This is a genomic window from Corynebacterium sp. HMSC29G08 (assembly GCF_001806875.1).
Classification (GTDB): Bacteria; Actinomycetota; Actinomycetes; order Mycobacteriales; family Mycobacteriaceae; genus Corynebacterium.
This window is the reverse complement of sequence record NZ_KV786267.1, coordinates 26418-47973: the sequence shown is the minus strand read 5'-3', so window position 1 is coordinate 47973 and position 21556 is coordinate 26418. Positions and strand designations below refer to the sequence as shown.

The following is a 21556-nucleotide window of genomic DNA, read 5'->3' as shown; positions in this document are numbered from 1 at the left end:
TTCACAAAACCGAAACGTTACATCGCTCCACCAGTCACACCAGTCCCACTTATCAACCGTTATAACGCGGTCTAACGAGTGTCTATGGCACTTCCACCCCCATAGAGGTGGCAAAGTAGGCGTTGATGAGTACCAACCATGCACCTCGGGCGTCGACGCGGCGTCGTCAGGTAAAAGCCCTCATACCGGGGGTCAAGCGCGAAAAACCGCAACCGAAGCAGCCAGAAACCTGGGGCGGACGCTTGCGCTACTACGCACCCTCAGTTGTGGGTCCGCTCGCTGTTTTGGCGCTGGCAGTTGTGGTCATGTGCTTGGCCGTCATCCTGATCGCGGGGCTGCGGTTGTCGTACCTGCCTGGCTCTATTGGCCAAGCATGGCTGAGCGTGAACGCAGCACCCATGCGCATTAGTGGGGTGGCGTTGGCTAACGCTCCGACCTTGCCCGCCATCGGCATTGCAGCGCTGATTGCGTCGCGGGTGCGCAGTGCAACGAAAGAGCGCGTCAGCGTGCTTGATCTGGCGGCGATTTTGACCTTGCTGGTCGGCACCTCCATTACGCTGAGCGCCATCGCACTCTTTATGGTTACGGACGCGTCCTACGTTTATGCGTTTGAGGCGCCCAACCCTGCCGCGGCTCTTTTTACCCCGCTGGGTGTGCATCTAGTCGGTTTTATTTTTGGCGTTTCCCCGGTGGTGTGGCGCGCGCTGGCACGCCGGGTCAATCTGCCTGAGCTGGTTGTAGAAGCAACACTTGCAGCTACCAGGCTGCTGCGAAACCTCCTGCTGGTATCCGGCGCCGTCTATCTGCTTCTGGTCGCACTACAGCACGCGCGAGTGGCGGAAGCACTTGCTTCCTATCCGCACCTTGGTTGGGTTGGAGGCCTCGCGCTGGTGCTGCTGAGCTTGGCGTATCTTCCGAATGCGGCTGTTGGCACGATGGCGGTGCTGCTCGGCGGCAGCTTTGACTACGCCGACGCCTCAGTCTCCCTGTTCAGCGCCACCAGTGCCGCGCTTCCACCGTTCCCGCTTTTCGCCGCCGTGCCCGCTACCGTGGCTACGTGGGCGCCAGTCTTGATGCTGATCCCGGCCGCAGTGCTCGTGCGCTTTGTGTTGACTCGGAGCTTTTCGCTTATCGACGCCACCGCGACCGCCACCATCGCCACCGCCCTGGCCCTGCTTCTGGTCTGGTACACGGGTGGCACTGTAGGCGCCTACGGTTGGGTCGGCGCGAACCCCTGGACCTGCGCACTTGCCGTATTTATCTGGACGGCGGTGGCAGGTTTTGCCACTTGGGTCATCGCGAGGTTTCGCGGGGACTAGACTTAGGCGGCGTGAGTGTCAACGTCGCTGTTTTGGTGTCCGGATCGGGCACACTTTTGCAGGCCATCTTGGATAACCAGGATGGCCATTACCGTGTCAGCCTTGTGGTAGCAGATAAGGAATGCCCTGCACTTGATCGTGCACGCCGGGCAGGTGTCCCCACCGAGGTGGTTGCAATGCAACCGGATCGCGCAGCCTGGAATGCTCGCTTAGCGGAGGTGGTCGGGTCCGTATCGCCGGACCTGGTTGTCTCCGCGGGCTTTATGCGTATTTTGGGCGAGGCGTTCCTGTCGCGCTTTGAGGGCAAGACGATTAACACGCACCCGTCGCTACTCCCAGCCTTCCCCGGCGCGGACGCGGTGGGTGATGCCATGGACTACGGCGTGAAAGTTACCGGCTGCACCGTCCACTACGTGGATGCCGGCATGGACACAGGTGAAATCATTGCGCAGCGCGCAGTTGAAATCCAAGACGGCGAAACTCAAGACGCACTTCACGAACGCATCAAGCAAGCAGAGCGCAACCAGATTGTGAACCTGCTACGCAAAGCCACACCGGCCAAGAACAATGGAAAGGTGACCTTCTAAAGATGGGTATCCAGATCAAGCGCGCACTGATCAGCGTGTATGACAAGACAGGGTTGGAAGACCTCGCACGCGCGCTGGGGGATGCAGGTGTTGAAATCGTCTCCACCGGCTCCACCGCAAAGCGTATTGCGGACGCCGGCGTGAATGTCACCGAGGTTGCGGACGTTACCGGCTTCCCTGAGGTACTCGACGGTCGTGTGAAGACGCTGCACCCGCGCGTCCACTCCGGCATCCTTGCTGATCTGCGTAAAGACGACCACGTAAAGCAGCTCGAAGATCTGGACATTGAGCCCTTCCAACTTGTAGTGGTCAACCTGTACCCGTTCGAGGAGACTGTGGCCTCCGGCGCTTCCTTTGATGAGTGCGTGGAGCAGATTGACATCGGTGGACCGTCCATGGTGCGTGCGGCGGCGAAAAACCACCCGTCTGTGGCTGTGGTGACTTCCCCGGCACGCTACGTTGATGTAGCAGAGGCAGTAAAAAATGGCGGTTTCGAGCTGGATGAGCGCCGCGAGCTTGCGCTGGAGGCGTTTACGCACACGGCAAAGTATGACGCGGCTGTGTCTACCTGGTTGGCGTCGCAACTCGGCTCGGGTTCTAGAGCTGGTGCCCAGACGACTGAGCTGCGCTACGGCGAGAACCCGCACCAGGAAGCGCGCCTGGAAAGCGAAGGCTGGGGTATTGCTGCCGCCAAGCAGCACGGCGGCAAGGCAATGAGCTACAACAACTACCAGGACGCTGACGCCGCATGGCGAGCTGCCTGGGATCATGAGCGTGCCTGCGTGGCCATTATCAAGCACGCCAACCCGTGCGGTGTAGCAGTGTCGGATGAGTCCATTGCGGATGCACACCGTAAGGCCCACGCCTGCGATCCGGTCTCTGCCTACGGCGGCGTGATTGCCTGTAACCGCGAGGTCACTTTGGAACTTGCAGAGCAGGTCGCACCGATCTTCACCGAGGTCATCGTCGCTCCGTCCTACGCGCCGGACGCGTTGGCGAAGCTGCAGGAGAAGAAGAATTTGCGCATCCTTGAGGTGGAGCCGAAGCAGCTCGGGGAGGAGATCAAGCAAATCGCCGGCGGCGTACTTATCCAGGATCGCGACCAGTTCCAGGCTGAAGGCGACGCCGTGGAGAACTGGACCCTGGCTGCCGGTGAAGCTGCGGACGAGCAGACTTTGGCAGATCTGGAGTTTGCATGGCGTGCGGTGCGTTGCGTGAAGTCCAATGCCATCCTGATCGCTAGCGAGGGCGCATCCGTTGGCATTGGCATGGGCCAGGTCAACCGCGTGGATTCCGCGAAGCTGGCAGTGGATCGCGCTAACACGTTGGACAGCGGCAAGAACCGCACCAACGGTTCAGTCGCTGCCTCGGATGCGTTCTTCCCGTTCGCGGATGGTTTCCAGATTCTGGCGGATTCCGGTGTGAAGGCGGTTGTGCAGCCGGGCGGCTCCATCCGTGATGAGGAAGTCATTGCAGCTGCCAAGGAAGCGGGCGTGACCATGTACCTGACTGGTACCCGCCACTTCGCCCACTAGTAGCTAAAAGAAACGGTTTCTATGTCATCTCGTCTCGCCGCCGCGATGCTGGCAGTTGGTATCGCATTTCCGGCGATCCCTGCGTTGTACGAGATCCCGGTGCTCGGCCCGGTTATCACCCAGGCATACAAGGGTCTACCTGCGAATATTCAGTCCCAGATCCCGGGCAACATTCGCGCCCAGCTTGCCCCGGGTTCCGCGGGGCAGAATGCCAGGGTAACGCCGGTGAGCACTGCCAGCGCGCAGGCTAAGCTGGATGCGCTGATTCGAGATGTGCAGGGCCGCCACCAGGGGCGCGTCGCGGTGTCTGTCGCTGGTGATGGCGTGCAGTTTAGCGCTGGTGACAACCGTCCGGAGCCAGCGTTTTCCACGATGAAGGTGCCGGCGGCAATCGGGGCGCTGCGCCACAGCCCTGCGTTCTACTTGGATGCGGAAATCGCGGTGACCAGCTCCGACAACCTCGCCGCACATCGAATGTTTGCAAAGGTGTCGGGAGCGGAGCTCAACGGCATCATCGCTGAGGCCGGCTCGCGCACGACCAACTCCGCGGGCTACCAGATGGGCACGTTGTGGACCACCAGTGACCAGGCGGCGTTCGCCTCCGGGCTGCGCTGCGTCGAGGGCCACGAGCCGGTGCTTGACATGATGGGCCGCGTTGTGGACTACCAGCGTTGGGGCCTGGGCCGCATTCCGCGGGCCAAGTTCAAGGGTGGGTGGAACCAGCACGAAAATGGTCATTTGGCCCGCCAGTTTGGCCTTTTCCCGGGACCGAATGGGGATGTTGCTGTGGCCATCACGGCATTGAGTCCGGCGGGCTACCAGGAAAGCTTCGCCATGCTCAATGAGTTGGCCGATGGCGTCGCACGCATCAGCGGCACGCTGCCTGTTTCTCGCTGCTAGGAGCTTGCTGCTTGCCGACGCCACGTTCAACCACCCCTGCCGCCCTCACGCTCTGTGCGTTCCTGGTGGGTTGCACGCCAGATCCGCCCACTGCACCGCCTGAGGTGCCGCCTGCGTCTTCCACGCCTGTATCTGTGGTTGAGTCACCCGGCGAGACGCCACCAGCTGAACCCCTGCTCATGCAGGAGCTCCAGCGAATCGCTGATGAGGCGGCCAACACCTACGGGGGAGCAGCCAGCGTGGCGATTTCCAACGGGGAGCACACGTTGAGTAGCGTCGAGGCCGCCCCGTACGTTGCGTGGTCTACAAGCAAAGTGCCCATAGCGGTCGCCGCATTGCGCCTTGACCCTGGCCTGGCCCCGATTGCGGAAGCAGCAATTACGATCTCCGACAACGTGGCCGCAGAATCGCTCTGGGCGGCAGTCACGCCCGCACAAGTAGAGGCTGTACTGGCAGAAGCCGGCACACCGATAGCGATGAACACGGTGGTAGCTCGGCCTGGGTTTACCGCTTTCGGGCAAACACCGTTTAGCACCGCCGAGCAAGCGCGGTTTGCCGCGGGCCTTCCCTGTGTAGCCGGTGCCAGCGATGTGCTTGCCATGATGGGCCGTATCAGCCCAGATCAGTCCTACGGCTTGGGCACGATGCCAGGCGCACAGTTCAAAGGCGGCTGGGGGCCTGACCCAGCGGGAAGCTACGTGATCCGCCAGCTTGGCCTTGTAGACGGCCGTGGTGTGGCACTCACCGTGGCGCCTGCGGACGGCCACTACGCTACCGGCCAACAGATGGCCAACCAGATCGCCGGACAGCTTGGGCAAGTTTTGCAGCAGATACCTAAGGCTGCCTGCACAAACTAGCAACAGTAAGATAACTTGACATGACGAATCCGTACGATAACCGCGGCAACGATTGGCAGGACACGAACCCTTCCACCCAGCAGTTTCCTCCGCAGTCGCCGGGTCCGTACCAGTACGGCGCACAAGATCAGTCCCAGTGGAACCACTACGCGCCGCACCAGACGCCGCCGCAGCAGCAGGACTGGAACTACTCCGCCCAGTGGGGCCAGGAACCTGAGCCCCAGAAGTCCAAGGCGCCGATCTACGTGCTCATCGGCGTAGTAGCTGCAGCAGCCATCGGCGCTGGCGCTTACTTTGTTGTACGTGGTACGAGTGCGGGCACGGGTGAGCCGCAGACGCAGACTGTGGTGGTGACGTCTACATCTCAGCGCCCAGCGTCGAGTGCTGCGCCGGTTCCGTCGTCGCGTCCGGCAAGGGCGACAACGACGACTTCGGAGAAGCCCCGGACGTTCGGTGCCGGCGAACCGCGCACGAGTCTGACTTCGCCGGAGTTTGCAAAGGCGGTGGGGGAGGACTTTGCTGCCTACTACACGGAGCATAAGAAACCTCCGACTCGTCTGAATACGTTCAGCCCTCGCACGGAGCGGTACTACGACATGAGCTGCCAGCCCACCTCCGGTGGATTTACGTGCTCTGGTGGCAACAACGCGGTCGTGTTCATTCCCGAGAACTAAAACCTCTAAACCCCGAATACACCACCCCGAGTAGGTCACGGAAACCCTACGTATTCGGGGTGGTGGATTCGGGGTTTAGAAGTCTGCGCCAAAACACAAAAACCCGCTCTCAACCTCCGAGGAGGGGGAGCGGGTGTTTGGCTGCTGTCAACCGATCCTTAGCGGCTGGTGAACGGCAGAAGAGCCATCTCGCGAGCGTTCTTCACTGCGGTAGCAACCTGACGCTGCTGCTGCGGGGTAAGACCGGTCACGCGACGGGAACGGATCTTGTGACGATCCGAGATGAACAGACGCAGGGTCTCGATGTCCTTGTAGTCCACGGTCTCAATGCCCTTGGCCTTGAGCGGGTTCTTCTTCGGGCGGCGGGACTGCTCCATGCGCGGCTTACGCGAATTGTTGCGCTTCATTTCTTGAGTCCTCCTTACCACGAAGACTTACGGACGCCAGGCAGCTCACCACGGTGAGCCATCTCGCGCATACGGACACGGGAAACACCGAACTTGCGGAGGTAGCCGCGCGGGCGGCCATCGTGCGAGTCGCGGTTACGCACGCGAGCCGGGGAGGCATCGCGCGGCTGACGGTTGAGCTCAAACTGAGCCTCGAGACGGTCCTCATCGGACGTCTCCGGGTTCTTGATGATCGCCTTCAGCTCGTTACGACGTTCTGCGTAGCGGGCGACGATCTCCTTGCGCTTTTCGTTCTTCGCAATCTTGGACTTTTTAGCCATGGATTATCGCTCCTCGCGGAATTCGACGTGCTTACGCACAACCGGGTCGTACTTCTTCAGCGTGATGCGATCCGGGTTGTTGCGCTTGTTCTTACGGGTTACGTAGGTAAACCCGGTGCCCGCCGTGGACTTGAGCTTGATGATTGGGCGGAGGTCATTGCGTGCCATTAGATCTTCTCACCTCGTGCGCGGATAGCTGCGACGACGGACTCGATCCCGTCACGGTCAATAACTTTCAGACCCTTCGTGGAAACGGTAAGGGTAATGGTGCGGCCCTCAGACGGAAGGTAGAACTTCCGCTTCTGCACGTTGGGGTTCCAACGGCGCGAGTGGCGGCGGTGCGAGTGCGAGACGGTCTTGCCGAACGACGGCTTACGTCCCGTGACCTGGCAATGTGCCGACATGGGTAACTTCCTTTACTTCTGCCGCCCACGCAAATGATTGCCAGTGAGGAAAGCACCTTATCGATCGGAGTGAGGGTCCGCGACAGGTGCAAGTGCAATCGGTTGACGCAGGCGTAAACGTGTACTTCGACAACAGCGAAAAACAACCATACAGGTTTACGCCGCGATCGCCTAATCGCTTTTAGCGGTTAGCGCCCGGGGTGCCCTGCTGGGCGGCCAGGAGATCGCGGATCTCACTAAGCAGCTCGGTCTCGGTCGGGGTCGGCTCCTCCGGGTCAACGCCCTTGCGGCGCTTCTGGACTTCGTCCAGCTTATTCATCGGCGCAACGATGATGAAGTAGACAACTGCGGCGATGAGCAGGAAGTTGATGGCTGCGGTAATCAGGGCGCCGAAGTCAAGGAAGGTAGCGTCGTTGCCGCTAATGATGTGGAAGCCGAGGCCGGAGAAGTCCGCACCGCCAAGAGAGGCGATCAGCGGGTTGATGATGTTGTCCGAGAAGGCGGTCACAATTGCGGTGAACGCGGCGCCAATGACCACGCCAACGGCAAGCTCAATGACATTGCCGCGCATGATGAATTCTTTGAATCCCTTGAGCATGGGTATTCCTTTCGAGATAGGGTAGGTGTGCCTTATTCGGGCACAAGGCAAAATGAATATATACCACCTCATCCTGAGAGTGTCGAAAGTGGTGGCAACGCGTAATTAGGAAACGCGGTGTGCAGGCTGTAAGATACAGCGGGTTGCTCGGCTGTGGCCGGGCGAAGTTGACCAATTTCGCACCCAACTCAGGCACGATCGCCTAAGAATGGCGAACCGACCTGAAGTTCAATCCTGAGGGAGACGAATCCACATGAGGAAAGATATTCACCCGGATTACCACCCGGTGATCTTCCAGGACGCAAGCACGGGGCACAAGTTCCTGACGCGTTCCACCGTAACCTCCGACCGCACTGAGGCTTGGGAAGACGGCAACGAGTACCCGCTCGTGGTTGTTGACGTGACCTCTGAGTCGCACCCGTTCTGGACCGGCGCTCAGCGTCTCATGGACACCGCTGGCCGCGTTGAGAAGTTCAACCAGCGCTTCGGTGGCATGGCTCGCCGTAAGAAGAAGTCCGCAGAGTAAGGCGAAGGAGGAGAAACAATGGCAACCCCGAAGTTCCGTATGTCGCGTGCGAACACCCGCATGCGTCGCTCGCAGTGGAAGGCTGACAACGCCGAACTGCAGACCGTGAAGGTTAACGGCCAGGAGGTGCGTATCCCGCGCCGTCTGGTGAAGGCTGCTCAGGCAGGCCTGATCGACGTCGAGCAGTTCTAAAGACTGCTCGCGCTACAAAGCCGGATCCCCGCAAGTTGGGGTCCGGCTTATGCTTTTTGTCCCCCTCATCTGTGTCCTAAATTAACTAATCAACGACAGGTTGACCATATTGGGCTAATATTCTGCTTATGAAAATTTTGGTTGTGGACGACGAGCAGGCCGTTCGCGAATCTCTGAAGCGTTCTCTGCGGTTTAACGGCTATGACGTAGAGCAGGCTGAAGATGGAGAAAAGGCCCTTGAGGCTATTGCAATGCATCGCCCAGACGTGGTCATCCTGGATGTGATGATGCCCAAGCTTGACGGTCTTGGCGTGTGCCGCATTCTGCGTGAGCGAGGAGATTACACTCCGGTGCTGATGCTTACCGCGCGAGATGACGTTGCGGATCGCGTCAGCGGTCTCGACGCGGGCGCAGATGATTACCTACCGAAGCCGTTTGCGCTGGAGGAGCTGATGGCGCGACTTCGCTCTCTGCTTCGCCGTACCCGTGAGAAGCCGTCTTCTGAGGACAGCATTGAGCAAGCAACGATGCAGTTCGATGACCTGACGTTGAATACGGAAACGCGCGAGGTGTTCCGCGGCGAGCGTCCGATCACACTAACCCGCACCGAGTTTGCGTTGTTGTTGCTGCTGATGAAGAACGCACGCCGTGTGCTCAGCCGCCAGCAGATTTTGGAAGAGGTGTGGGGCTATGACTTCCCAACCTCTGGCAATGCACTTGAGGTCTACATTGGCTACCTGCGTAAGAAGACGGAGGTTGAGGGTGAGCCCCGCCTGATTCACACCGTGCGTGGTGTTGGCTATGTGATGCGGGAGAATCCCGCGTGATTCTTCGGCAGTCAGCCGAGCACTACTCCAGGCATCTTGCGGTTGATGGTGAGGCTGACGCAAAGATTCACACGCACACGTTGTACGGACGTGGTCTAGCGCTGCGTCAACAGCTGGCGCTTCTTACCAGTTCGTTGGTGGTGCTTGCTGTTCTCGTTGCGGGCGGTGTGGCGTTTTGGGCTGCTCGCTCAGCGCAGTTGGATATTTTGGATAGTGAACTGAGCGCGCGTGCGTACCTGCTGCTCGAGGACACGAAGCGTTTAACCACCGATGATCCCAATGAGATGCGGGATTTGGTCTGGGATTTCAAGCAGCATAATCCTTTTATTCGTGCTGCGGTTTCACCTGCTGAATCTGAGGCGTTTTTCGGCGATCCCGTGCCTGTTGGTGGCGAGTATGTCACGCTTTCAAGCGGTGACTACCTGTCGACTCGGCTTTTGGATAATGAGCGCGTGATTGTTCGCCAGAGCCCAGACGGGCCGGGGGTTGCATTGGCTCAGGTGGTTGACCCGTATGGCCGTATCGCGGGTAGCTTCGGAGCCGCGTTGCTGATGATTACGGGGTTGGGAGGGCTGTTAACGTGGGCTGTTGGAAGCCTTGTGGTTGCGGCTGGTCTGCGTCCCCTGCAGCGCCTGAAGAAGGCGGTGGATGAAGTTACTCGCACCGAAGAGCTGCGCCTTCTGCCGGTGGGCGGCAATGATGAGATGGCACAGGTCAGTGACTCCTTCAACAAAATGATGGAAACGCTGCAGGATTCGCGTACCCGCCAAGCGCAGCTGGTGGCCGATGCGGGCCATGAGCTGAAAACACCACTGACGTCTATGCGCACCAACATTGAGTTGTTGATGATGCTGTACTCCATGGGGCAGGAGAATCAGATTTCTCCGGAGGATCGCGCTGATCTTGAACGTGACGTGTTGGCGCAGATGGAAGAGATGTCTTCTTTGATTGCGGACTTGGTGGACCTTGCTCGTGAGGATGCGCCTGGGGCCGTGACGGAAGAGTTCCGCTTGGATGAGGTGTTGCATGAAGCGCTTGAGCGTGCGCGCCGCCGTAGAACGGATGTGACGTTCAAGTTCCGTGCGGAGCCCTGGTTGATGAACGGTGACCGTGCTGCCATGAGTCGTGCGATCATCAACATCTTTGACAATGCGGTGAAGTGGTCGCCAGAAAACGGTGTTGTGCGTATCTCCCTGCGTACCGCTACTACGAAGGCGGTCATGATTGTGGACGATTCCGGTCCCGGCATCCCAGAATCTGAGCGCGAGAAAGTCTTCGAGCGGTTCTACCGGGCAACTGAGACGCGCTCAACGCCTGGCTCTGGCCTGGGGCTGGCTATTACCAAGCAAGCGCTCCAGCGTCACAAGTGTGACGTGTTTGTGGAAAGTTCGGACGATGAAGGTGCCCGCTTCCGGGTTGTGTTCCCTGGCTCAGTGCCACAGCCTGACGACGCAGCCTGACGCCACAGCCTGACGACGCAGCGTGACATCCAGTAAACATTCAGAAAACTTTATGCTGGATTTCTCTAGTGGATGAGGGACATCACAGAGGGAGCGGGCATCATCATGGGAATGACAAATCAATACTCACCCGGCTTTCCCCCGCAGCCGCAGGGCATCCCCCCGCAGCAGCACTGGCAGCAGCCACAGCAACCGCAACTAAATAGTCAGCGCCGAGCTGGAGTGTGGCCCGCGGTAGCGGCGGCGGTTGTGACGTCTTTGGTGGTAGGCGGTACGACAGGATACGTAGCGGGGAGTGCGAACTCCTCAAACCAGTCTGAGTTGCGCCAGGCGCTGGAGCAGCCGGCGCAGCAAGAGGTTAAGGAAGCGCCCGACGGTTCGGTGGAGAAGGTCGCGGCAGCAGTCCTGCCTGCGGTGGTGTCCATCGAGGTGGAGAGCATGCGCGGCATGGCCGAGGGCTCTGGTTCTATCATCAGCTCCGACGGGTACGTACTGACCAACCACCACGTGATTGGGGCGGCTGCTAACTCCGGTGGTCGTCTGACGGTGACGCTGAATGACGGATCGCGTCACAATGCCACGTTCGTTGCATCCGATGTCAACACTGATGTCGGCGTGATCAAGATTGAAGGCGTGACCGATCTGCCCACTTTGGAGTTTGGTAACTCAGATAGCCTCCGGGTAGGGCAGCAGGTGGTAGCGGTTGGCTCCCCGTTGGGCTTGTCTGCAACGGTGACCACAGGCATTGTCTCTGCTCTGAATCGTCCGGTTCGGGCTGGGCAGGGCGGGGGACAGAGTTCTCTTATGGACGGCATCCAGACTGACGCCGCAATCAATCCCGGCAACTCGGGTGGTCCGCTTGTGGATATGCAAGGTCGTTTGGTGGGGATGAATTCCGTTATCGCTTCGCTTTCTTCCGGTGGTACAGGTTCGGAAAAGGGTGGCTCGATTGGGCTTGGATTTGCCATCCCGTCCAACTTTGCGCAGCGTGTGGCGCGCCAGTTGATTGATACGGGGGAGGCGACACAGCCGATGCTTGGAGTGCAGGTCAGTGTGTACGAAAGCGGAACCCATGGCGCGCGCATTGCCAGGGTTGAGCCAGGCAGCCCTGCTGAGCAGGCCGGGCTGCAAGAAGGTGAAGTGATTACCAGGCTGAATGATCGCCTGATTGATTCGGCGGATGCGTTGATCGCCGCAACTCGTTCCCACGATTTTGGTGAAACTGTCACGCTTGAAGTGCGTGGGGAAAATGATGACATGAGAACGGTAGAAGCAACGCTGAGTTCCGAGTAATGTTTGACGGGTATGTAACCTGTTCAACAAAGCCGCACATTGGAGGAAAACCCATGTCAGCTGCCCCAGAAGCGCTCGATTTTATGGAGCCAGACGAGGATTTCCTCCGTGTCGCAGAGTTAGTAACTACGGCACCGACAACCCCGTGCGCTCTTGTGGTGCTGGTGGGGGACCGCCGCTTTGAGGGCCCGAACGATGATACGCATGCGCTGGTGACAGAACTGCTGACTGAGATCGGCTTCCAAGTGGATGCTGTGGTGCACGCCAAGTCCAAGAAGTCTGAAATCCGCAAGGCCATTGAAACCGGTGTTGTCGGTGGTGTGGATCTGGTGCTGACAATCGGGGGTACTGGTGTTGGCGCGCGTGACAAGACGCCGGAGGCCACCCGCTCCGTGATTGACAAGATGGTGCCGGGTGTGGCGCAGGCCTTGCGATCCTCAGGGCAGGCCTGTGGCGCGGTTGATGCCTGCACCTCGCGCGGTATCTGCGGCGTGTCTGGATCTACCGTGGTTGTGAACTTGGCGCCAAGCCGTCAGGCAATCCGAGACGGGCTGGCCACCATTGGTCCCTTGGTTAGCCACTTGATTGCAGAGCTTGATGAGCACAGTGTCGATGCGTAGCCACAACCCACGCCAGCGCCGTCGTGTAAAGCGTGTTGCTGACGTGGACTACGACCGCACGGCGGATTCTCCGACTACCGCAGGCACCTCAGATGAGGAGCGCGTGGTCGACTTGGAGGGCGACGGTGTTGAGCAGCTCACCGGCCGTGAGTTTTATGAAAATGAGCGGCCGCCGCACCACGGCGAGTAGCCACGCGTGTTAAACCCCTAGCGTTTCAGCACCACTGTCAAAGGTTGCGCCAGAGAGGCCGCAGCCACAGCGGCCGCTTGGGACTGGCGTAGCAGCACGAGCACCGTTCCGTTGTCGCCTACGGTGACAATCCTTCCGCCGCTAGCGATGATTGCGGGGCCTTCGGCTACCACGTCCACGTGCGCGCCGTGTGTAAGCATCGGCATAATGTCGGTCTCTGCCAGCGCTAAAGGAACCATGGTGAAGGGTTCTCCGGGTGGTTCGCCCTCCACAAGCTGCGTTACTAAGTCAGGGCCGACCAAACGCATGGTTGTGACCACTTCTCCCGCGGCGGCGCCGGCAGCCACGATCTGGCCTATGGCTACAGCAGGATCGGTGATTGCGCCTTCTGGCACCACCTCTGGCGGTAGCCGTTTCACCACCACGTCCTCTTCTGTGAGTACCGCCCCGGCGGCCACGGGCTGGCGGAAGGTGGTGGTGAGGGGGTCGTTGGCGTGGGCGTCGATAAGCAAACTAGCCCCCGCAACCACCAAAAGCCCTACTGCCAGCAACCTGCGCAGCATCATGGCGCGGCGATAGCCCGGATGCGCAATCGCGCGAAATCGTGTCATAGCGTCCATACATATTGGACGCGGAAACGGTGCCCCCGGTTCCCTAGCGCACGAAAAAACCGCTGGGGGTAATCACGGCATCCACGGCAACATCGTGGCTTTCATGTGGTACGTGCTGCACAAACTCATCATCAAACACCACTGCTGCCACCGGGACGTCAAGGCCAGTTAACGCCCGGTCGTAGTAGCCCGCACCTTTGCCCAGGCGCATGTACTGCTGATCCACCGCCAACGCCGGTGCCACAATGAGCTCGCAGGAGCGCAACACATTCGAGTTGAAACGTGCGCCAGTTGGTTCCGTGATGCCTAACGCGCCGGAGCCGATCGAGCCGTCGTACTGCGCCCAGGCCAGCACCCCATCAGGAAGTGAAATGGGCAGCCACACCGCTGCTGCGTCGGCGGCAAGCTGGGCTGCAAAATCGCGCGGGCCCGGCTCGGAGGGCAGCGGGTTGTACGCGGCAATCGGGCGGCCGAGCGTCCCGAAGTGGCTCATGCATGCACGTGTGTGCGCAAGGATCGCCTGGTCCAGCTCGGCCTTTGCAGGAGCATGTGCGTGACGACGCTTCCGCGCTCCCACATGTACCTGTCTCATCTGTTGTTTCGTGCTGCTCGGGTCGCTCACGGGGACTGTCCTTTATTCGCTGTAAGGTTGTGGTTTATGCAGAAGTCTAATGAGCAGGGTTCCGAAGGCGCACCTTACGGCGTGCGCACCGTTGTTGTTCCGGCGGCGGGTATGGGGACTCGTTTTTTGCCGGCGACGAAGACGGTGCCGAAGGAGCTGTTGCCGGTGGTGGACACTCCGGGCATTGAGTTGATCGCTGCGGAAGCTGCTGCGTGTGGGGCGAAGCGTTTGGCTATTGTGGTTGCTCCGCAAAAGCAGGAGATTATGGCGCACTTTGGGGAGTTCGCTACGTTGCGTGAGCGTCTTGTTAGCCGCGGCAAGCTGGATCAGGCGGAAAAGGTCAGCCGGGCGTTTGGGTTGATTGATGCGGTTGCGGTGACCCAGGATGAGCCGCTTGGGTTGGGGCATGCGGTGGGGTGTGCTGAGGCTGCGTTGGATGCTGAAGAAGACGTGGTTGCAGTGATGCTGCCGGATGATTTGGTGTTGCCGTCTGGCGTGATGGACAAGATGGTTGCGGTGCGTGAGCGTTTCGGGGGAAGTGTGTTGTGTGCGTTTAATGTCACCGAAGATGAGGTGTTTAATTACGGCGTGTTTGATGTGGAAGACGCTGATGGGGATGTTGATGGGGTGGTGGTGAAGAAGGTGCGTGGCATGGTGGAAAAGCCCTCGAAGGAGGAAGCACCTTCGACGCTTGTTGCTACGGGGCGGTATTTGTTGGATCGTGCTGTGTTTGATGCGTTACGTCGGATCAAACCCGGCAAGGGTGGGGAGTTGCAGTTAACGGATGCGATTGAGTTGATGATTACTGAGGGCCATCCGGTGCATGTTGTGGTGCATGAGGGCAAGCGCCATGATTTGGGTAATCCGGGTGGGTATATTCCGGCGAATGTTGATTTTGGGCTGAGGGATCCGAAGTATGGGCCGGCGTTGTATACGGCGATTAAGCAGATCATCGCTGAATACGAGGCAGAGCAAGAAGCAGAACACTCTGAGTTCTCTGGGGTCTCTGAGGTTTAATCCATGCAATCCATGCGCAGCGTTGAAGAACAGCTGGAGATAGTGCTTGATGCGGCGGTGGCTCCAGAGCCGATTCGCCTGGGATTAAGCGAAGCGCTGGGTATGATGTGCGCGGAGGAAATCACCGCAACACACCCGCTGCCGGGCTTTAACCAGGCAGCGGTGGATGGGTACGCGGTGCGAAGCGTTGACGTTGGCGGTGCAGGTGCGATCTCGGCGTCACGCGTTGCTGCAAAAGATGACGAAGACGCAGACGCAGTCCCGCATGAACCGGTGCGTGCAATGCCCGTGGTGGGTGAGGTTCATGCGGGTTCGCAGAAGCCGCTGCGTCTCCAGCCGAAGCAGGCGGTGCGTGTGGCAACGGGTGCGCCGCTTCCCACACTTGCAGATGCGGTGTTGCCGCTTGCTTGGTCTGATCGTGGCACGAAGCGTGTGACTGCGAACAGGCCTGTGGCCAGCGGTGATTTCGTGCGCCGTACGGGTTCGGACATCCAGCCTGGCGACATTGCAGTGCGCCAGGGTGCCGTCTTGGGCCCTGCACAGCTGGGCCTGTTGGTCGCGGCGGGCCGCCAGAAGGTGCTGGTCTACCCACGCCCGCGCGTGACTGTGATGAGTTACGGACTGGAGCTTGTGGATGTGGACCGTGAGCCGGGCTTGGGCCAAGTCTATGACGTTGCTTCCTACGTTGTTGCCGCCGCTGCCGAGGAGGCCGGCGCCGATGTGACTCGTGTTGGCATTATCAACGCGGAGCCGCGCCGCCTGCGCGAGGTGATCGCGGGACATGTGGCGCGCAGTGAGCTCGTGGTGATCACGGGTGCAATCGGCGGTTCGGGTGCGGATGCGGTGCTTAACATCCTGCGCGACCTTGGTGAGATTGATACCACCCGAGTTGCCATGCACCCAGGCTCGGTCCAAGGCTTTGGGCTGCTGGGGCAGGAGCGTGTCCCGGCGTTCCTGCTGCCTTCCAACCCGGTCTCGGCGCTGATTGTTGCAGAGGTCATGCTGCGTCCGGCGATTCGTCGTTCCTTGGGTAAGAAAGCAACGCAGCGTCGCGCGGTGCGTGCGCGTACATTGCGCCCGATTGAGTCCTTTGGTGGTCGCCGTGGCTACATCCGTGCGCGCCTGATGCGTGACCCCGAAACCGGGGATTACCTAGTTGAGCCTCTCGCCGGCGCTGGCGGGGGTGCGGCCCACCTGCTTGCCGGGTTTGCGGAGGCCAATGCGATGATCCTCATCCCTGAAGGCATCACTCGCGTGCGTCCGGGCGAGATCGTTGATGTGGAGTTTTTACAGCAGCGCTCCTAATGTTTGATTTTCTCCGCGCCCCCACCCCGGGTTGGCCTGAGCGTACCCCGGGGCTTTTGCTTGCCGACGCCACGCCGATCCACCTCAGGCCCCTTTCTCGCCACGACGGCGACGACTGGATGCAAACCCGACTCCTTGATCAGGCGTGGTTGCAGCCTGTTGAACCGACCACGCACGGCACATGGGAAGAGGCCCACTCTTATGTTGCGTGGCGAAACTCCTGGCTCAACCTGAAACGCCTCGCCGCTGAGGGCTCGGCTGTGCCGTTGGTGATTGACGTTGACGGTCAGTTTGCTGGCCAAGTCACCCTTGGCAACATCCAACATGGCGCCGTATCTGAATGCTGGATTGGCTACTGGGTGCATTCGCTATTTATGGGGAAAGGTGTTGCTACGGCGGCCTGTGCTCTTGGGGTTGACCATGCGTTTGGTCGTATTGGGCTGAACCGTGTGACGGCGACGTATTTGCCGTCGAACCCGGTGTCCGGACGTGTGTTGCATGCGTGCGGATTCCGCGAGGAAGGCTATCTGTACCGCAATCTGCATATAGACGGTAAGTGGCGCGACCACCATTTCGTCGCACTGAACGTAGATGACTATCCCACCACGGCAACTGCTCGTCTTGTGGAACGAGGCAAGGTCTTCTGGCCGTAGTTCGGGGTGGAATAAAAAATCGTCGCAATGACAACCGGCGTGCCGGACGGAGGCTGGCCTTACACGCCGATAGCGTTAGGGCAGATTTCAAACTGTGACGAAAGGTGACACGTCCTGATGGGCAGCCTGAGCCTGATCATTTTGTTGATCATTGTTGTGTGGGTGATTGTGCTCGCGCCGATGCTGTTTGGCAACAACAAGCCGATTCGCCGCTCGGGCGAGGGCTTTGACGAGACGCGCGTGCTCCATGAGGGTGGCACGGCTGCACTGAGTGTGCGCCGCCGTCCGAAACTCACCGCTGCTGACGTGCACCGCTACGCCGACGACGAGGTAGAAGACTATGAGGTCGTCGAGGCTGTCGATTCCGACGACACTGTAGAACCCGAAGACGCAGTGGAGACTGTAGAAGACACAGTGGAGACTGTTGAGACTGCGGAGGTTGTTGAAGCTGCCGAGGCAGAACCGGTAGTCACCGATCACGCAGAAGACGCTGAAGACCCTGAAGACGCTGAAGACGCAGAAATAGCCGAAGACGCAGAGGCTGACGAACAGGCAGTGGACGCTGACACGTACCTGGCGCCGGAGGACTTCGGCTACGAAGCAGAGCCTGAATCAGAGGCTGAGGCGGAAGCAGCAGAAGCAGAAGATCCGACCGAAGAAGAAGCAACAGAAGAAGCAACTGAGGATGACCTTGCGTTTGTTGAGGCGCGTCGTGGTCGTGGTGGTTATGACCCGCGTCGGGACGCACGCACCCGCGCGGACCGTTACCAGCGCCGCCAGCGCACGTTCCTCGGCCTGATTGTTGCCTCGGTGATTTCCCTGACTGCAGCCGTTGTGGCAGGTGGCTGGGCGTGGGTACTGCCGACAATCACCATCGGCCTGACCCTTTGGTTCATGGTAGCGCTTCGCCGCGTGGTGAAACAGGAGCGTGCGTTGCGAGCTCGCCGTATGCGCCAGCTGCGCCGCGCCCGCCTCGGCGTGGACGTGGCACAGCGCCCTGGTTCGCGTGAGGGGGAGCGCATGCGCGCCGGTGCCGTCATCCTCAACATTGATGATGAAAGCCCAGACTTCGAGCATCTGCCGCGCTACCGCCGCACAGCACCGGACTACGACTTTGAGTACGACGACTACGGGCGCGCAAGCTAACAACCGGCGCGCAAGCTAAAGAATTCCGACAAAACTCCCCGTCACCACGCGATTTAGCATCCGAGGTGGCGGGGAGTAACGTCTGTAAGCAGTCAAGGGGCATTAGCTCAGTTGGTAGAGCGTTGCGTTCGCAATGCAAAGGTCAGGGGTTCGATTCCCCTATGCTCCACAAAATCTAAAGGTGAGGCTACACCCATACGCCGGACGCTCCGCGGCGCCATGTGCCCACCAGGTTGGTGTCCACGATGCCTACGGACTCCATCAGAGCGTACATAGTCACCGGCCCCACGAAACTGAAGCCTCGAGCCTTCAAATCTTTCGCTAGTTGTACTGACTCTGGCGAGGTTGTAGGCACCTCATCCATGGACTTCGGTTCCGGGGTAGTGGCGGGCTGGTAGGACCAGATGAACTCCGCTAAGTCTGTGCCTTCCTCCCGAAGTGCCAGTGTGGCGTGGGCATTGCTAACGCAGGATTGGAGTTTGCGGCGGTTGCGGATCAACGCGGCGTCGCCAAGCAAAGGCTCTATGTCGAGCGTGGCAACGGCCTCTGGGACGAAGCCATGAAATGCCTCGCGAAGCGCCTCACGCTTCGACAGGATCAGCCGCCAGGACAGGCCAACCTGGAAAGCTTCCAAGCAGAGGCGTTCAAACATACCTTGCTCATCACGCACAGGCATGCCCCATTCGGTGTCGTAGTATTCGCGCAGCAGCGGGTCACTCGACGCCCAAGGTGGGCGGGTCAAACCGTCGGTACCAATAACTGGGTGCAATGTTTGTTGAGTCATAACTATTAGACTGCGTTCGTGGTCGACCGGTTCCATGAGTAGTCTTATTGCCATGAACCGGCCAGCCGTGCGCGATTTCGCACTCCTTCTCCTGCGCATCGTGCTTGGCGTTGTGTTTATCGCCCGAGGCTACCAGCGCTGGTTTGGTACCGGCATGGATGTAGCAGCGAAAGAACTCGCACGCACTGGTGTGCCGCAGCCGAAACTCTCCGCCTACATTGCGGGCACGGTAGAGCTCATCGGCGGTGCGTTCCTCATCATCGGGCTTTTGACCACCATCGTTGCTGGCGGCATGGCCATTATGGTTGTGATCGCCGCCTACTTCGTGCACCTGCCGCAAGGCTTCTTCGCACAAGATGGGGGAGTGGAATACCCGATGGTGCTTGCCGCGGCACTGTTTATGATCGTGGTATTTGGAACCGGACGCGCGAGCTTGGATGGGGTGCTTACCCGAGATGATTAGCCACCAAGAGATCCAGTCTGCACTGTCAGCGCGTCTGGACGGGGAAGATGCTGCGCTGGAAAACGAAGTGATCGACGCTCACCTTGCGCAGTGCCTGCAATGTCAGCAGTTTTGGGACGAAGCGCTCCGGCTTCGCAGCCAGATGCAGCTGAGGGACGTTGGGCGCACATCGGCTCCGCCGAACCTGAATGACGTTATTTTGGCCGGGGTCAATGATCCGTGGCGCAAGTTGGAACAGCGCCGAATGGTCACGCTGGCTATCGGACGTGTTGCGCTTGTGGCGATGGCCATAGTGTGGCTTGCCTGGGCGGTGCAGGCTGTAGTGGCTGCGACGACGGACCCGATGGTGACATCCTTTGCCGCCGTGCGCCTTGGCGTGGCAACGGCGTTGGGCCTGTGCGCTTGGCGTCCCTCCCAGGTACCTGGAGTGCTGTTGGTGGTGGGCACTATGTTCACCTTCACGGTGGGCTTTGCTGTGCGCGACGCCATTATGGGCACCGGGGAATTCGGTTTCGACGGCATTGTTATTCCGCTTGTCAGCGCGCTTGCACTGGTGTGGACGTGGGTGGCCGACCGCGGTATCGAAGTGCGCCGCGCTTGGTCCTATCTCAGCGCCAACCCGTACTAGCCGCCAAAACCTACTTCCAGCTAGGCAGCCACATGATGGACTGGTAGTAGCCTTCCGGCACCATGAAGCCGTAAAACAGCGGGGACCAGTACACAAACGCTGCCGCAACAAGCGCCATGTAACCCACCACGGCCAGCTGGCCGGTACGCATTGGCTGGCCTGCAAGCTTGAGCACCCACGGCTTGTTCACTATCTCCCCGCGCTGGGAAATATTTCCCAACACCAAGGCGATAAGCACAGCGGTAAATGGCACAAGGGCGGTGGCGTAGAAGAAGTACATCTGGCGGTCAAACGCGGCCAGCCACGGCACAAAGCCAGCCATCCAGGCAATCACCGGAACCATCACGCGCAGGTCCCGGCGTGTGACCCACACCCACAGTGCCCACAGCAGCACCGGCACCGTCAGCCACCAGATCACTGGGGTGCCAAACAGGTAGATCATCTCGCGGCAGGTGCCGCCATCACCGCACTCAATATCGGTGGTGGAGTAATAGAGAATTGGGCGCGCGCCAACCAGCCACGCCCACGGCTTGGAATCCCAAGGGTGCGAATGCCCCGAGGAAGAGGTGAGTGAGCCGTGGAAGTTCAGCACGGAGAAGTGGTAGTAGAGCCAGCCCGCCACAGAATCAGGCAGGCTTTCAAGCCACGCCCACTCACTGTTTGCAATGGTGCCGTCTGCCACAGAGTGGCGGTAGACGGAGGTTTCAGAGGCGAACCATGCGCGCCAGGACCAGATGTAGAGCAGTGCGGGCAGCAACACGATGGACGCCAGCGCCGGGAGCACGTCCTTGAGCAGTGCGCCTGCCAGCGGCTTTTCCACCCCGTAACGCTTGCGCAGCCACAGATCCCAAAAGGAACCCAAAAGGCCGAAAAACGCAATGTAATACAGGCCGGACCATTTTACGGACAATGCCAGACCCAGCAGCACGCCGGTTGCAAAACGCCACCAGCGGTACCCAACCCGTGGGCCAAGCGGACCAGCAGCGGCAACCTCACCAGATAGCCACGCGTTATGCCAACGCTGATGAATTTGGCGCATATCTCCCGCTAGGGTCCAGGAGGCGGCCACGATGAACAGGACTTGGAAAATGTCCAACATGCCGAATTTAGCGGAGACGAGCAATACACCGTCGAAAAGCGCAATAGCTCCAGCGAGCGTGCCAATGGCGGTGGACTGGCTCACGCGGCGCGCAAGCAAAAAGGTCAGCACAACCACGCCCGCACCAAACAGTGCGGTGAGTAAACGCCAACCCAGCGGCGTGTAGCCAAACAGGGACTCGCCTATGGCCAGCAGCTGCTTGCCCAGCGGCGGGTGCACGACCAGGCCGTAGCCGGGGTTGGACTCAATGCCGCCGAGTACCGGGTTGAAGGAGCTTCGTACCATGTCCCAGCCCTGCGGTACATAGTGTTTCTCATCAAACACCGGCGTGCCCGAGCCCGTAGGCACGGTCAGGCCCAAAAAGCGCGTAAACAGCGCAAGCATGCCGATCACGCTGGCGGCGATCGTGTCGCGGCGCGTCCACGGAACGGTCACCGGCGCGCCGGGTGCAGGACGGTTGCGGCGATACGGGCGTACGGGCGAAGTGATAGTCACGGGAAGGATATTAGCTGCTGAGCA

The 21556-nt window shown here is 59.9% G+C and carries 28 protein-coding genes and 1 tRNA gene; 20 read left to right on the top strand and 9 right to left on the bottom strand.

Annotation, left to right across the window (positions count from 1 at the left end; translation table 11 throughout):
* Nucleotides 1–125 precede the first annotated feature (125 nt).
* From HMPREF3101_RS09370 to HMPREF3101_RS09345, 6 genes are read left to right on the top strand one after another with little or no spacing between them, the layout of a single operon-like run.
* Nucleotides 126–1319 (top strand): cell division protein PerM, encoded by a 1194-nt coding sequence (locus HMPREF3101_RS09370; protein WP_141737423.1) that lies wholly within the window; start codon nt 126–128, stop codon nt 1317–1319.
* Nucleotides 1320–1330: 11 nt separating this feature from the next.
* The gene (purN, locus tag HMPREF3101_RS09365; protein WP_070464762.1) at nt 1331–1906 is read left to right on the top strand and encodes a phosphoribosylglycinamide formyltransferase; all 576 of its coding nucleotides are present in this window, start codon (nt 1331–1333) and stop codon (nt 1904–1906) included.
* A 2-nt stretch (nt 1907–1908) separates the two neighbouring features.
* Nucleotides 1909–3441 carry a bifunctional phosphoribosylaminoimidazolecarboxamide formyltransferase/IMP cyclohydrolase gene (gene purH / locus HMPREF3101_RS09360; RefSeq protein ID WP_070464760.1) on the top strand — a complete coding sequence of 511 codons (1533 nt, stop codon included), beginning with the start codon at nt 1909–1911 and terminating at the stop codon, nt 3439–3441.
* Between the two features lie 21 nt (nt 3442–3462).
* Nucleotides 3463–4341 (top strand): serine hydrolase, encoded by an 879-nt coding sequence (locus HMPREF3101_RS09355; RefSeq protein ID WP_141737422.1) that lies wholly within the window; start codon nt 3463–3465, stop codon nt 4339–4341.
* An 11-nt stretch (nt 4342–4352) separates the two neighbouring features.
* Nucleotides 4353–5198 carry a class A beta-lactamase-related serine hydrolase gene (locus tag HMPREF3101_RS09350; protein ID WP_246816720.1) on the top strand — a complete coding sequence of 282 codons (846 nt, stop codon included), beginning with the start codon at nt 4353–4355 and terminating at the stop codon, nt 5196–5198.
* Nucleotides 5199–5218: 20 nt separating this feature from the next.
* Entirely contained in the window at nt 5219–5872 is a 654-nt protein-coding gene (locus HMPREF3101_RS09345) for a hypothetical protein (RefSeq protein ID WP_070464757.1), read from the top strand.
* Between the two features lie 158 nt (nt 5873–6030).
* On the opposite strand, the gene rpsR is transcribed toward HMPREF3101_RS09345, so the two are convergent.
* The 5 genes from rpsR to mscL all read right to left on the bottom strand — a co-directional run bounded on the left by rpsR (nt 6031) and on the right by mscL (nt 7601).
* Nucleotides 6031–6279, bottom strand: a complete 249-nt coding sequence (gene rpsR / locus HMPREF3101_RS09340; protein WP_052205042.1) for a 30S ribosomal protein S18 — start codon at nt 6277–6279, stop codon at nt 6031–6033.
* A 14-nt stretch (nt 6280–6293) separates the two neighbouring features.
* Entirely contained in the window at nt 6294–6599 is a 306-nt protein-coding gene (rpsN, locus tag HMPREF3101_RS09335; RefSeq protein ID WP_052205041.1) for a 30S ribosomal protein S14, read from the bottom strand.
* A gap of 3 nt (nt 6600–6602) precedes the next feature.
* Nucleotides 6603–6767, bottom strand: coding sequence for a 50S ribosomal protein L33 (gene rpmG, locus HMPREF3101_RS09330; RefSeq protein ID WP_052205040.1), 165 nt, complete (start codon nt 6765–6767; stop codon nt 6603–6605).
* Nucleotides 6767–7003: a 50S ribosomal protein L28 gene (rpmB, locus tag HMPREF3101_RS09325; protein ID WP_070464754.1), complete on the bottom strand. Its 237-nt coding sequence runs from the start codon at nt 7001–7003 to the stop codon at nt 6767–6769. Before rpmB ends, rpmG begins: the two co-directional genes overlap by 1 nt.
* Before the next feature lie 181 nt (nt 7004–7184).
* Nucleotides 7185–7601, bottom strand: a complete 417-nt coding sequence (gene mscL, locus HMPREF3101_RS09320) for a large-conductance mechanosensitive channel protein MscL (protein ID WP_070464751.1) — start codon at nt 7599–7601, stop codon at nt 7185–7187.
* Between the two features lie 253 nt (nt 7602–7854).
* Between mscL and HMPREF3101_RS09315 the strand changes: the two genes are divergently transcribed.
* The 7 genes from HMPREF3101_RS09315 (at nt 7855) to HMPREF3101_RS09285 (ending at nt 12709) form a co-directional block, all read left to right on the top strand.
* Nucleotides 7855–8127: a type B 50S ribosomal protein L31 gene (locus HMPREF3101_RS09315; protein WP_052205037.1), complete on the top strand. Its 273-nt coding sequence runs from the start codon at nt 7855–7857 to the stop codon at nt 8125–8127.
* Between the two features lie 18 nt (nt 8128–8145).
* The gene (rpmF, locus tag HMPREF3101_RS09310; RefSeq protein WP_070464749.1) at nt 8146–8319 is read left to right on the top strand and encodes a 50S ribosomal protein L32; all 174 of its coding nucleotides are present in this window, start codon (nt 8146–8148) and stop codon (nt 8317–8319) included.
* A gap of 128 nt (nt 8320–8447) precedes the next feature.
* Complete coding sequence (locus HMPREF3101_RS09305) at nt 8448–9146, top strand: response regulator transcription factor (protein ID WP_070464746.1); 699 nt, start codon at nt 8448–8450, stop codon at nt 9144–9146.
* A complete protein-coding gene (locus tag HMPREF3101_RS09300; RefSeq protein ID WP_070464743.1) occupies nt 9143–10606 on the top strand; it encodes a HAMP domain-containing sensor histidine kinase in 1464 nt (487 codons plus the stop codon). Before HMPREF3101_RS09305 ends, HMPREF3101_RS09300 begins: the two co-directional genes overlap by 4 nt.
* A gap of 105 nt (nt 10607–10711) precedes the next feature.
* The gene (locus tag HMPREF3101_RS09295; RefSeq protein ID WP_070464806.1) at nt 10712–11899 is read left to right on the top strand and encodes a S1C family serine protease; all 1188 of its coding nucleotides are present in this window, start codon (nt 10712–10714) and stop codon (nt 11897–11899) included.
* 53 nt (nt 11900–11952) lie between these two features.
* Nucleotides 11953–12519 carry a MogA/MoaB family molybdenum cofactor biosynthesis protein gene (locus tag HMPREF3101_RS09290; protein ID WP_070464740.1) on the top strand — a complete coding sequence of 189 codons (567 nt, stop codon included), beginning with the start codon at nt 11953–11955 and terminating at the stop codon, nt 12517–12519.
* Nucleotides 12512–12709: a hypothetical protein gene (locus HMPREF3101_RS09285; protein ID WP_070464737.1), complete on the top strand. Its 198-nt coding sequence runs from the start codon at nt 12512–12514 to the stop codon at nt 12707–12709. Before HMPREF3101_RS09290 ends, HMPREF3101_RS09285 begins: the two co-directional genes overlap by 8 nt.
* Nucleotides 12710–12726: 17 nt before the next feature.
* Here the strand turns inward: HMPREF3101_RS09285 and HMPREF3101_RS09280 are convergent, their stop codons facing one another.
* Together HMPREF3101_RS09280 and HMPREF3101_RS09275 are read right to left on the bottom strand one after the other, a co-directional pair.
* Nucleotides 12727–13320 carry an SAF domain-containing protein gene (locus HMPREF3101_RS09280; RefSeq protein WP_070464803.1) on the bottom strand — a complete coding sequence of 198 codons (594 nt, stop codon included), beginning with the start codon at nt 13318–13320 and terminating at the stop codon, nt 12727–12729.
* Nucleotides 13321–13363: 43 nt separating this feature from the next.
* Nucleotides 13364–13912 (bottom strand): 5-formyltetrahydrofolate cyclo-ligase, encoded by a 549-nt coding sequence (locus tag HMPREF3101_RS09275; RefSeq protein WP_070464734.1) that lies wholly within the window; start codon nt 13910–13912, stop codon nt 13364–13366.
* 66 nt (nt 13913–13978) lie between these two features.
* On the opposite strand from HMPREF3101_RS09275, the gene HMPREF3101_RS09270 reads away from it, so the two are divergent.
* From HMPREF3101_RS09270 to HMPREF3101_RS09250, 5 genes are all read left to right on the top strand, one after another.
* A complete protein-coding gene (locus HMPREF3101_RS09270; RefSeq protein WP_070464732.1) occupies nt 13979–14959 on the top strand; it encodes a UTP--glucose-1-phosphate uridylyltransferase in 981 nt (326 codons plus the stop codon).
* A gap of 12 nt (nt 14960–14971) precedes the next feature.
* Nucleotides 14972–16264: a molybdotransferase-like divisome protein Glp gene (glp, locus tag HMPREF3101_RS09265; protein WP_070464729.1), complete on the top strand. Its 1293-nt coding sequence runs from the start codon at nt 14972–14974 to the stop codon at nt 16262–16264.
* On the top strand, nt 16264–16917 hold the full coding sequence (locus HMPREF3101_RS09260) for a GNAT family N-acetyltransferase (protein ID WP_070464726.1): 654 nt from the start codon (nt 16264–16266) through the stop codon (nt 16915–16917). Before glp ends, HMPREF3101_RS09260 begins: the two co-directional genes overlap by 1 nt.
* Nucleotides 16918–17034: 117 nt before the next feature.
* A complete protein-coding gene (gene glpR / locus HMPREF3101_RS12170; RefSeq protein ID WP_070464720.1) occupies nt 17035–18063 on the top strand; it encodes a divisome protein SepX/GlpR in 1029 nt (342 codons plus the stop codon).
* A gap of 96 nt (nt 18064–18159) precedes the next feature.
* Nucleotides 18160–18232 (top strand) — tRNA-Ala (locus HMPREF3101_RS09250).
* Between the two features lie 18 nt (nt 18233–18250).
* Here HMPREF3101_RS09250 and HMPREF3101_RS09245 read toward each other — a convergent pair.
* Nucleotides 18251–18847 carry a DNA-3-methyladenine glycosylase I gene (locus tag HMPREF3101_RS09245; protein ID WP_070464714.1) on the bottom strand — a complete coding sequence of 199 codons (597 nt, stop codon included), beginning with the start codon at nt 18845–18847 and terminating at the stop codon, nt 18251–18253.
* A 52-nt stretch (nt 18848–18899) separates the two neighbouring features.
* On the opposite strand from HMPREF3101_RS09245, the gene HMPREF3101_RS09240 reads away from it, so the two are divergent.
* A complete protein-coding gene (locus tag HMPREF3101_RS09240; protein ID WP_070464713.1) occupies nt 18900–19310 on the top strand; it encodes a DoxX family protein in 411 nt (136 codons plus the stop codon).
* The gene (locus HMPREF3101_RS09235) at nt 19303–19938 is read left to right on the top strand and encodes a zf-HC2 domain-containing protein (RefSeq protein WP_070464710.1); all 636 of its coding nucleotides are present in this window, start codon (nt 19303–19305) and stop codon (nt 19936–19938) included. The genes HMPREF3101_RS09240 and HMPREF3101_RS09235 overlap by 8 nt, the downstream gene beginning before the upstream one ends.
* Before the next feature lie 10 nt (nt 19939–19948).
* Here the strand turns inward: HMPREF3101_RS09235 and HMPREF3101_RS09230 are convergent, their stop codons facing one another.
* Nucleotides 19949–21532: a dolichyl-phosphate-mannose--protein mannosyltransferase gene (locus tag HMPREF3101_RS09230; RefSeq protein ID WP_246816719.1), complete on the bottom strand. Its 1584-nt coding sequence runs from the start codon at nt 21530–21532 to the stop codon at nt 19949–19951.
* Between the last annotated feature and the right edge of the window lie 24 nt (nt 21533–21556).

What these genes read in the sequence shown, in the direction of transcription:
- HMPREF3101_RS09370 (WP_141737423.1), top strand. Translation starts at nt 126, where the DNA reads ATGAGTACCAACCATGCACCTCGGGCGTCGACGCGGCGTCGTCAGGTA.
- purH (WP_070464760.1), top strand. Translation starts at nt 1,909, where the DNA reads ATGGGTATCCAGATCAAGCGCGCACTGATCAGCGTGTATGACAAGACA.
- HMPREF3101_RS09355 (WP_141737422.1), top strand. Translation starts at nt 3,463, where the DNA reads ATGTCATCTCGTCTCGCCGCCGCGATGCTGGCAGTTGGTATCGCATTT.
- HMPREF3101_RS09345 (WP_070464757.1), top strand. Translation starts at nt 5,219, where the DNA reads ATGACGAATCCGTACGATAACCGCGGCAACGATTGGCAGGACACGAAC.
- rpsR (WP_052205042.1), bottom strand. Translation starts at nt 6,279, where the DNA reads ATGAAGCGCAACAATTCGCGTAAGCCGCGCATGGAGCAGTCCCGCCGC.
- rpsN (WP_052205041.1), bottom strand. Translation starts at nt 6,599, where the DNA reads ATGGCTAAAAAGTCCAAGATTGCGAAGAACGAAAAGCGCAAGGAGATC.
- rpmG (WP_052205040.1), bottom strand. Translation starts at nt 6,767, where the DNA reads ATGGCACGCAATGACCTCCGCCCAATCATCAAGCTCAAGTCCACGGCG.
- rpmB (WP_070464754.1), bottom strand. Translation starts at nt 7,003, where the DNA reads ATGTCGGCACATTGCCAGGTCACGGGACGTAAGCCGTCGTTCGGCAAG.
- mscL (WP_070464751.1), bottom strand. Translation starts at nt 7,601, where the DNA reads ATGCTCAAGGGATTCAAAGAATTCATCATGCGCGGCAATGTCATTGAG.
- HMPREF3101_RS09315 (WP_052205037.1), top strand. Translation starts at nt 7,855, where the DNA reads ATGAGGAAAGATATTCACCCGGATTACCACCCGGTGATCTTCCAGGAC.
- rpmF (WP_070464749.1), top strand. Translation starts at nt 8,146, where the DNA reads ATGGCAACCCCGAAGTTCCGTATGTCGCGTGCGAACACCCGCATGCGT.
- HMPREF3101_RS09305 (WP_070464746.1), top strand. Translation starts at nt 8,448, where the DNA reads ATGAAAATTTTGGTTGTGGACGACGAGCAGGCCGTTCGCGAATCTCTG.
- HMPREF3101_RS09295 (WP_070464806.1), top strand. Translation starts at nt 10,712, where the DNA reads ATGGGAATGACAAATCAATACTCACCCGGCTTTCCCCCGCAGCCGCAG.
- HMPREF3101_RS09290 (WP_070464740.1), top strand. Translation starts at nt 11,953, where the DNA reads ATGTCAGCTGCCCCAGAAGCGCTCGATTTTATGGAGCCAGACGAGGAT.
- HMPREF3101_RS09285 (WP_070464737.1), top strand. Translation starts at nt 12,512, where the DNA reads ATGCGTAGCCACAACCCACGCCAGCGCCGTCGTGTAAAGCGTGTTGCT.
- HMPREF3101_RS09280 (WP_070464803.1), bottom strand. Translation starts at nt 13,320, where the DNA reads ATGACACGATTTCGCGCGATTGCGCATCCGGGCTATCGCCGCGCCATG.
- HMPREF3101_RS09275 (WP_070464734.1), bottom strand. Translation starts at nt 13,912, where the DNA reads ATGAGACAGGTACATGTGGGAGCGCGGAAGCGTCGTCACGCACATGCT.
- HMPREF3101_RS09270 (WP_070464732.1), top strand. Translation starts at nt 13,979, where the DNA reads ATGCAGAAGTCTAATGAGCAGGGTTCCGAAGGCGCACCTTACGGCGTG.
- glp (WP_070464729.1), top strand. Translation starts at nt 14,972, where the DNA reads ATGCGCAGCGTTGAAGAACAGCTGGAGATAGTGCTTGATGCGGCGGTG.
- HMPREF3101_RS09260 (WP_070464726.1), top strand. Translation starts at nt 16,264, where the DNA reads ATGTTTGATTTTCTCCGCGCCCCCACCCCGGGTTGGCCTGAGCGTACC.
- glpR (WP_070464720.1), top strand. Translation starts at nt 17,035, where the DNA reads ATGGGCAGCCTGAGCCTGATCATTTTGTTGATCATTGTTGTGTGGGTG.
- HMPREF3101_RS09245 (WP_070464714.1), bottom strand. Translation starts at nt 18,847, where the DNA reads ATGACTCAACAAACATTGCACCCAGTTATTGGTACCGACGGTTTGACC.
- HMPREF3101_RS09240 (WP_070464713.1), top strand. Translation starts at nt 18,900, where the DNA reads ATGAACCGGCCAGCCGTGCGCGATTTCGCACTCCTTCTCCTGCGCATC.
- HMPREF3101_RS09235 (WP_070464710.1), top strand. Translation starts at nt 19,303, where the DNA reads ATGATTAGCCACCAAGAGATCCAGTCTGCACTGTCAGCGCGTCTGGAC.